General features: G+C 75.9%; 2 protein-coding genes. Both read left to right on the top strand.

What is annotated here, in order from left to right; all coding sequences use genetic code 11:
- A partial coding sequence (locus tag CA983_RS34450) for a non-ribosomal peptide synthetase (RefSeq protein WP_143645627.1) occupies window positions 1-4,899 on the top strand: 4,899 nt, incomplete at its 5' end.
- The coding region (locus CA983_RS34445; RefSeq protein ID WP_143645626.1) for a non-ribosomal peptide synthetase at window positions 4,896-10,040 on the top strand (5,145 nt) is incomplete at its 3' end. The genes CA983_RS34450 and CA983_RS34445, both read left to right, overlap by 4 nt.

Below are 10,040 nucleotides of genomic sequence, written 5' to 3'. Positions count from 1 at the left end.
GCCCCCGACCCCTCGGCCGCCGTCTCCGGGCTGCTCCCGGCGCGCGACGCGCGCGAGCAGGCGCTGTGCGAGATCTTCGCGGAGGTCCTCGGGCTGCCCGCCGTCGGCATCGACGACAGCTTCTTCGACCTCGGCGGGCACTCGCTGCTCGCCACCAAGGTCGCGTCCCGGATCCGGGCCCGGCTGGGCGCCGAGGTCGCCATCCGAACGCTGTTCCACGCGCCGACGGTCGCCGAGCTCGCCGCTCGCCTGGACGGGGCGGACGGGCCCGTGCGGCCCGCGCTGACCGCCGTCGAGCGCCCGGACGAGCTGCCGCTCTCCCCCGCCCAGCAGCGGCTGTGGTTCCTCGACCACCTGGAGAACGGTTCGGCCGCCTACCACCTGCCGTTCGCCGTGCGCCTCTCCGGCGACCTGGACGCGGCCGCGCTGGGCGCGGCGCTGGGCGACGTCGTGGCCCGCCACGAGAGCCTGCGCACCGTCTTCCCCGACGCCGGGGGCCGGCCGCGCCAGCGGATCCTCTCCCCGGCCGAGGCGCGCCCCGCGCTGCCGGTCACCGGGACGACCCGCGAGGCGCTGCCCGGGGCGCTGGCCACCGCGGCCGCCCGCGACTTCGACCTGGCGGACGGACTCCCGTTGCGCGCCGAGCTGTTCCGGCTCTCCGACGACGAGCACGTCCTGCTCGTCGTGCTGCACCACATCGCGTCCGACGGCTGGTCCGTCGCCCCGCTGGCCCGCGACCTCGCCGAGGCGTACGGGCTGCGGCGGGCGGGCGCGGCCCCCGACCGGGCGCCGCTGCCGGTGCAGTACGCGGACTACACGCTGTGGCAGCGCGGGATCCTGGACGCGGTGGCGGAGGAGCAGCTCGCCTTCTGGAAGGCGGCGCTGGACGGCATCCCGGAGGAGCTGGAGCTGCCGACCGACCGGCCGCGGCCCACCACGCCCAGCCGCCGCGGCGGCACGCTCGGCTTCCGTGTCGACGCCGAGCCGCACGCGGCGGTCGCGGCGCTGGCCCGCGCCCAGGGCGCGAGCACCTTCATGGTGCTCCAGGCCGCGCTCGCCACGCTCCTGTCGAGCCTCGGCGCGGGGCAGGACATCCCGCTGGGCACGCCCGTCGCGGGACGCACCGATCCGGCCCTCGACGAGCTGGTCGGTTTCTTCGTCAACACCCTGGTGCTGCGCACCGATCTGTCCGGCGACCCGACCTTCCGCGAGCTGCTCGACCGGGTCCGGACGAGCGACCTGGCCGCCTACGCGCACCAGGACCTGCCCTTCGAGACGCTGGTCGACGCGCTCGCGCCGAGCCGGTCGCTGTCCCGGCAGCCGCTGTTCCAGACCATGCTGGTGCTGCAGAACAACGCCTCCGCCGATCTCGCCCTGCCCGGCCTGGGCGTCGAGACCGTCCCGGTCCGCACCGGCACCGCCAAGCTGGACCTGGCGTTCGAGCTGACGGAGCGGCACCGGCCCGACGGGGCGCCGGACGGGATCGACGCGGTCCTGGAGTACAGCAGCGACCTGTTCGACGAGGCGACCGCGCGGTCGATGGCGGACCGGTTCGCCCAGCTCATCGGCGTGCTGACCCGTGACCCCGACCTGCCGCTGGGCCGGGTCGACGCCCTGCTGCCCGCCGAGCGCGCCCGGATCCTGGGCGAGTGGGCCGGGCCGGTACAGGACGTCGAGGCGGCCCCGGTGCACGAGCTGTACGCGGCCAGGGCGGCCGCGCAGCCCGCGCACCCGGCCCTGGAGTTCGGCGCGCGGGTGCTGTCGTACGCCGAGCTGGACGCCCGCGCGAACCGGCTCGCCCACGAGCTGGCCGCCCGCGGCACCGGGCCCGGCGACCTGGTGGCGCTGCTGCTGCCGCGCTCGCCGGAGATGGTCGTCGCGCTGCTCGCCGTCCTCAAGGCGGGCGCCGCCTACCTGCCGATCGACGCCGCCTACCCGCGCGACCGCATCGGCTACATGCTCGACGACGCGCGGCCGGCGCTCGCCCTGACGATGGACGCCGAGTCCGCCGGCCTGGGCGACTCGGACGTGCCCCGGCTGCTGCTCGACGACGCGGACGTGCGCGCCGCGGTACGGGCCCGGCCGGACCGTCCGCCGACGGATGCCGACCGGACCCGGCCGCTGACCGTGCGCGACCCCGCGTACGTCATCTACACCTCCGGCTCCACCGGGCGCCCCAAGGGCGTCGTCGTGGAGCACCGCACGGTCGCCGTGATGGTGGCCGACCAGGGCCCGCGCATGGGCATCGGCCCCGCCACCCGCTGGCTGCAGTTCGCCTCGTACAGCTTCGACGCGGCGACCTGGGAGCTGTCCATCGGGCTGCTCTCGGGCGCGACGATGATCCTGTCGACGGCCGAGGAGCGCGGCCCGGGCGAGCCGCTCGCCGAGCTGGTGGAGCGCACCGGCACCACCATGGTCTGCCTGCCCCCGACGGTCCTGTCCGCGTGGCCGGCCGACCGGCCGATGCCCGACGGCGTGCAGCTGGTCGTGGCGGGCGAGGCCTGCCCGCCGGAGCTGGTGGAGCGGTTCTCCCGCGGACGCGTGATGCGCAACGCGTACGGGCCGACCGAGGCCACCGTCTGCGCGAGCATCAGTGAACCGCTGTCCGGGGCGGTCAAGCCGCCCATCGGCTTCCCGCTGCACAACACGCGGCTGTACGTGCTCGACGCGCTGCTGCGGCCGGTGGCGCCGGGCGTGACCGGCGAGCTGTACATCGGCGGCGACCAACTGGCTCGCGGCTACCTGCGGCGCCCGGAGCTGACCGCGAGCCGGTTCGTCGCCGACCCGTACGCCACCGCGCCGGGCGGCCGGATGTACCGCTCCGGTGACCTGGTGCGCTGGAACGCCGACGGCAGCCTCGACTACGTGGGGCGCGTCGACGACCAGGTGAAGCTGCGCGGCTTCCGCATCGAGCCGGGCGAGATCGAGGGCGTACTGCTCGCCCGGGACGACATCGCGCGGGCCGCGGTGGTCGTCCGCGAGGACCGGCCCGCGGACAAGCGGCTCGTCGCGTACGTCGTCGCCGCGGGCGCCCCGGTGGACGTGCGGGAGGTCCGCGCGCACCTCGCCGCCGAACTGCCCGAGCACATGGTGCCGAGCGCGGTCGTCGCCCTCGACGCGCTGCCGCTCACCGGCAACGGCAAGCTGGACCGCCGGGCCCTGCCCGTGCCCGACTACTCGCGGGCCGCCGCGGGGCAGGCCCCCGCGAACGAGCGGGAGGCGGCGCTGTGCCGGGCGTTCGCGGAGGTGCTCGGACTGGAGTCCGCCGGTGCCGACGCGAGCTTCTTCGACCTCGGCGGCGACAGCATCAGCTCGATCCAGCTCGTCGGCAAGGCGCGGGAGGCCGGCCTCGCGATCACCGCACAGGACGTCTTCGTGCACCGCACCCCGCAGGGCCTGGCGGTCGCCGCCCAGACCGCCGGACGGACCGGGACCGTGGGGGTCGGCGACGGCACCGGACCGGTGCCGGCCACGCCGATCACCGCCTGGTTCGACGCGATCCCCGGGCCGACCGACGGCTTCCACCAGGCGGCCGTCGTCCAGACGCCCGCGGGGGCGTCGTACGGGCGGATCGAGGCCGCGCTGCAGACGCTGCTCGACCACCACGACGCCCTGCGCCGACGGGGCGACGAGATCCTGGAGGCCGGCGCGGTCCGGGCCGGGGACGTGCTGCGCCGGGTCGCGGCCGGCTCCGGCGACCTGGCCGCCCTCGTCCGCGGGGAGGCCGCCGCCGCCCGCGGCGAACTGGCGCCCGCCCGGGGCGACGTGGTGCGCGCGGTGTGGATCGACGCCGGTGCCGGACGGCCCGGCAGGCTGCTGCTCACCCTGCACCACCTGGTGGTGGACGGCGTCTCCTGGCGCATCCTGCTGCCCGACCTGGCCCAGGCGTACGAGCACCCCGAGCGGCCCCTCGCCCCGGTGGGAACCTCCTTCCGGCAGTGGGCGCTGCTGCTCCACGAGGAGGCCGCACGAGAGGAGCGCCGGGCCGAACTGCCGCTGTGGCGGGGGATCGCGGACGGCGGCGACCCGCCGCTCGGCACCCGGCCGCTCGACCCCGGGCAGGACACCGCGGCGACCGCCCGCCGACTGCGGCTCGAACTGCCCGCCTCGTCCACGGCGGAGCTGCTCACGACCGTTCCGGCCGCCTTCCACGCCGAGATCAACGACGTGCTCCTGACCGCCCTCGCCCTGGCGGTCGCCGACTGGCGGCGCGGGCGCGGCGAGCGGCAGGACGTGCTCGTCGACCTGGAGGGGCACGGGCGCGAGGCGGTCGTGCCGGGCGTCGACCTGGCCCGCACGGTGGGCTGGTTCACCAGCACGCACCCGGTGCGCCTGGACGTGGGCCTGTGCGACTGGGACGAGCTGTGGGCGGGCGGGCCCGCGCTCGGCCAGGCGCTCAAGGAGGTCAAGGAGCAGCTGCGCCGGATACCGGACCACGGCATCGGACACGGTCTGCTGAGCCGGCTCGACGCCGCTTCGGCGGCCGTGCTCGGCGACCGCCCGGCGCCGCAGCTGGGCTTCAACTACCTGGGCCGGATGGCGCTGTCGGAGACCGGCGACTGGCAGGTCGCACCGGAGTCGCTGGACGTCGCGGCCGGCACCGATCCGCAGATGCCGCTGCCGCACGCGCTCGGCGTCAACGCACGCACCGAGGACCTGCCCGACGGCCCGCGCCTGGTCGCCGAGTGGGCCTGGGCGGGGCGGACGGTCGCCGACGCGGACGCGAAGGCGATCGCGCGCGGCTGGTTCCGGGCGCTGGAGGCGCTGGCCGCACACGCCGCACGGCCCGACGCCGGGGGCTTCACACCCTCGGACCTGGGGCTCGTCGAGGGGCTCGACCAGGACGAGATCGACGAGTTCGAGAACGAGTTCGCACACGAGTGGGGGGACGAAGGATGAGCACGATCGCACAGGGGAAGAGATCCGGGGCGCCGCGGGCGTCGGGCGGGCTGAGCGACGTACTGCCGCTCACGCCGCTCCAGGAGGGCCTGCTCTTCCACGCCGTGTACGACCGGCAGGAACTCGACGTGTACGCGGTCCAGCTCGTCCTCGACCTGGAGGGACCGCTCGACCGCGGCGCGCTCCGGGCCGCCGCGGCCGGCGTCCTGGCCCGGCACCCGAACCTGCGGGCGGGCTTCCGCTACCGCAAGAACGGTCGACCGGTCCAGCTGATACCCCGCGAAGTTCCCGTGCCGTGGCGTGAGGTGACGGAGCCGGGCGATCCGGAGGCGCTGACCGACCGGGACCGCACCGAGCCGTTCGACGTGGGCCGGCCGCCGCTGATCCGCTTCACCCTGATCGCCATCGGCCCGGACCGCCACCGGCTCCTCGTCACCTGCCACCACATCCTGCTCGACGGCTGGTCGATGCCGCTGCTGCTGTCCGAGCTGTTCACCGCGTACGCGGCGGGCGGCGACGCCCGCGCGCTGCCCGCCGTCACCTCGTACAAGAGCTACCTGTCCTGGCTGGACCGGCAGGACGACCGGGCCGCCGCGGCGGCCTACGGGGAGCTGCTCGACGGCCTGGAGGAGCCCACCCGGCTCGTGCCGGCGCCGCCCGGCCGCGCCCCGGTGCTGCCCGAGCAGCACGTCGCCCGGCTGGACGCCGCGGCGACGGCGCGCCTGACCGAGTGGGCGCGGGCGCGGGGCGTGACCCTGTCCAGCGTCCTCCAGGGCGTGTGGGCCGTCGTCCTCGGGGCGCTGACCGGGCGGGACGACGTGGTGTTCGGCACCACGACGTCGGGGCGGCCGCCGGAGCTGCCGGGCGTCGAGTCGATGGTCGGCCTCTTCATCAACACGCTGCCCGTGCGGCTGCGCACGGGTGCCTCGCGGACCCTCGCGGAGGTCGTGGAGTCGGCGCAGGATCAGCACACCGCGCTCCTGCCGCACCAGCACCTGGGCCTGTCCCGCATCCAGCGGGACGCGGGCCACGGCGAGCTGTTCGACACCGTCCTGATCTTCGAGAACTATCCGCTGGACCCGGACGCCCTGCGCTCGGCCGTCCCCGGTCTGACGGTCACCGGCGTCAAGGGCCGCGACGCGACCCACTATCCGGTGTCGCTGCTCGTGCTGCCCGGCGACGAGCTGACGCTGCGGCTCGACCACGCGCCCGGCCTGGTCACCGCCGAGGAGGCCGCCGCGCTGTCCGGGCGGGTGCTGCGGCTCCTCGCCACGCTCCCCGACGCGGCCGACCTGCCGCTCTCCCGGCTGGAGCTGCTGGACGAGGAGGAGCGGACGACGCTGCTCGGCTCGTACAACGCCACCGCCCGCTCCTACCCGCGCCATGCCCTGCGCGAGCAGCTCGCGGCGCGGGCCGCCGCCGCCCCGGACGCGCCGGCGCTGCGCTGCGGCGCCGAGCGGCTCACCTACGCCGAGCTGCACGCCCGCGCCGACCGGCTCGCCCACGAGCTGGTGGCCCGCGGCGCGGGCCCGGGYGCCCTGGTGGCGCTCGCGCTGCCGCGGTCGACGGAGCTGATCGTCGCGACGCTCGCCGTCGTCAAGGCGGGCGCCGGCTACCTGCCGCTCGACCCCGACTACCCGGCCGACCGCATCGGTTACATGCTCGACGACGCGGCGCCCGCCCTCGTGGTCACCACGACCGGGGTCGCCGCCGCGCTGTCCGCCGTCACCGAGCGCCCGCACCTGACCCTGGACACGGCGGCGGCGCTCCTCGCGAAGCGGCCCGCCGGACCGGTGGGCACCGCGGACCCGGACCCGCTGGAGACCGCGTACACGATCTACACCTCGGGCTCCACCGGCCGGCCCAAGGGCGTGGTCGTGCCCCAGGGCGCGCTGATCAACCTCGTGCACGACATGGGCGAGCGGTTCGGCGTGGCGGGCGGGGACCGCTTCCTGTCGGTCACCACCTTCGGTTTCGACATCTCCAACCTGGAGATCTTCGTCCCGCTGCTCACCGGCGCCGAACTGGTCCTCGCCGAGCGCGACACGGTGCGCGACCCGGCCGCGCTCGCCGCCCTGATCACCGGCAGCGACGCGACCGTCATGCAGGCCACCCCGACGCTGTGGCACGCCCTGGTCACCGAGCACTCGGAGAGCCTGGCCGGGCTGCGCGTCCTGATCGGCGGCGAGGCCGTCGGCGAGCCGCTCGCCGACGCGCTGCGCGCCGCGTCCCGCGAGGTCACCAACGTCTACGGGCCCACCGAGACAACGATCTGGTCGACCGCCGCCGTCCTGGACGGCGAGCGGGGCGGCGTGCCGCCGATCGGCCGCCCCATCGCCAACACCCAGGTGTACGTCCTCGACGACGCGCTGCGGCCCGCTCCCGCGGGGGCGGTCGGCGAGCTGTACATCGCCGGCGACGGCGTGGCCCGCGGCTACCACGGGCGCCCGTCGCTGACCGCGACCCGCTTCGTGCCGGACCCGTTCGGTCCGCCCGGCAGCCGGATGTACCGGACCGGTGACGTCGTGCGCTGGGGCGCCGACGGGCAGATCGAGTACATCGGACGGGCCGACCACCAGGTCAAGATCCGCGGCTTCCGCATCGAGCTCGGCGAGATCGAGTCGGCGCTCGCCGCCCACCCCGAGGTGTCCCTGGCGACGGTCGTGGCCCGGGAGGACCTGCCGGGCGGCACGCAGCTGGTGGCCTACACGGTCGGCACGGCCGTTCCGGCCGCGCTCCGCGCGCACCTGGCCGAGAGCCTGCCCACGCACATGGTGCCTGCCCTGTACGTGGCGATGGACGCGCTGCCGCTCACCGCCAACGGCAAGGTCGACCGCAAGCTGCTGCCGGCGCCCGTCCAGGGCCCGCGCACCGCGGCCCGCGCGCCGCGCACCCCGCAGGAGCAGCTGCTGTGCGAGGTGTTCGGCGAGGTCCTCGGGCTGCCCGCGCCCGCGGGTCCGGACGATTCGTTCTTCGAGCTCGGCGGCCACTCGCTGCTCGCGACCCGGCTCACCGGCCGGATCCGGACGGCGCTCGGCGCCGACCTGCCGGTCCGCGCGGTCTTCGACGCGCCGACCCCGGCGGCCCTCGCGGCCCGCGTGGCGGACGCCGGGGAGGCCCGGCCCTCCCCGGCGCCGACCGTACGCCCGGACGTGCTGCCGCTCTCCCCCGCCCAGCAGCGGCTCTGGTTCCTCGGCCAGCTGGAGGCGGACAACCCCGCGTACCACATCCCGGTCGCCGTCCGGCTGAAGGGCGCCCTCGACGTGGCGGCCCTGCGCGCGGCGGTGCGTGACGTCGTCGTGCGGCACGAGGCGCTGCGCACCCGCTACCCGGACACCGACGGGCGCGCCCGCCAGGAGGTCGTGGACGCGGAGGCGGTACGGATCGACCTGCCGGTGACCGCGATGAGCGAGGACGCGGTACGGGAGGCGGCGCGGCGGGGCTTCGACCTGGCGGCCGACCTGCCGCTGCGGGCGGAGCTGTTCCGGGACTCGGACGAGGAGCACGTGCTGCTGCTCGTCGTGCACCACATCGCGGCCGACGGCTGGTCGGTGGGCCGGCTGGGCGCCGACCTCGCTACGGCCTACGAGGCGCGCCGCGCGGACGCGGCGCCGGTCTGGGTGCCGCTGCCCGTGCAGTACGCGGACTACACGCTGTGGCAGCGGGAGCTGCTCGCGGCGGTGTCGGACGAGCAGCTCGGCTACTGGCGGAAGGCGCTGAAGGGCCTCCCCGACGAGCTGGAGCTGCCGGCCGACCGGCCGCGGCCCGCCACCCCCACCTACCGGGGCGGGCAGGTGGAGTTCCGCATCGACGGTGCGCTGCACGCCGCGGTCGGCGAGCTGGCCCGGGCGCAGGGCGTGAGCACGTTCATGGTGCTCCAGGCGACGCTGGCCGCCCTGCTGTCCAAGCTGGGCGCGGGCGACGACATCCCGCTCGGCTCGCCCGTCGCGGGCCGCACGGACCCGGTGCTCGACGAGCTGGTCGGCCTGTTCGTGAACACCCTGGTGCTGCGCACCGACCTGTCGGGCGACCCGACCTTCCACGAACTGCTCGACCGCGTCCGCGCCACGGACCTGGCCGCCTACGCGCACCAGGACCTGCCCTTCGAGGCCCTGGTCGACGCGCTCGCGCCGACCCGGTCGCTGGCCCGGCACCCGCTGTTCCAGACGATGCTCACCCTGCACAACACGCCGGACTCCGCGGTGCGGCTGGCGGGCGTGGAGTCGGAGCCGCTGCTCCTCGGCACGGGCACCGCCAAGGCGGACCTGGCCTTCGAGCTGTTCGAGCGGCGTACGGAGGAGGGTGCGGCCGACGGGATCGACGCGGTCCTGGAGTACAGCAGCGACCTGTTCGACGAGGCGACCGCGCGGTCCTTCGCCGACCGGCTCGCGCACCTGCTGGGCGTGCTCGTCGCGGCGCCGGACCGGCCGGTCCGCGAGGCCGAGGTGCTGCTGCCGGAGGAGTCGGCGGCGGTGCGGGCTGGCTGGGCGGCGACGACGGTCGAGGAGGCGTACACCGGGGTGGTGGAGCGGGTGCGGGCGCACGCCGCCGCGCGCCCGGACCGGCTCGCGGTGCAGGACCCGAACGGGACGGCCACCTACGCCGAACTGGTGGCCCTGGCCTCGGCGCTGAGCCGCCGTCTGACCGCGGCCGGGATACGCCCCGGCTCTCGGGTGGCGATGCTCTGCGAGCCCGGCATCCCCTTCGTGACCGGCATCCTCGCCGTACTGGGCGCCGGAGCCGCCTGGGTACCGCTCGACCTGCGGGCACCCCAGGCCCGAACCGCCACACTCCTCGACGACTCCCGCCCGGACGCCCTGTACGTCGGGCCCGGCCTGGACGAGACCGCCACCCAACTGCTCGCCGCCGCCTCGACCACACCGGCCGTGCTCGCCTGGGACGCAGCCACCGACACCGAACTCGCCACGCCCGCCGGGGACGGCGACGACCTCGCCTACATCATCTTCACCTCCGGCTCCACCGGACGCCCCAAAGGCGCGATGGTCCACCGCGCGGGCATGGTCAACCACCTGCTCGCCAAGGTCGACGACCTGCACCTCACAGCCGACGACGTCGTGGTGCACAACGCCCCGGTCACCTTCGACATCTCCGTCTGGCAGATGCTCTGCCCCCTCATCACC

This window comes from Streptomyces swartbergensis, from assembly GCF_002148965.1.
Classification (GTDB): domain Bacteria; phylum Actinomycetota; class Actinomycetes; order Streptomycetales; family Streptomycetaceae; genus Streptomyces; species Streptomyces swartbergensis.
The sequence above is the reverse complement of the archived record's forward strand: the minus strand, read 5'-3'. Positions and strand labels throughout refer to the sequence as shown.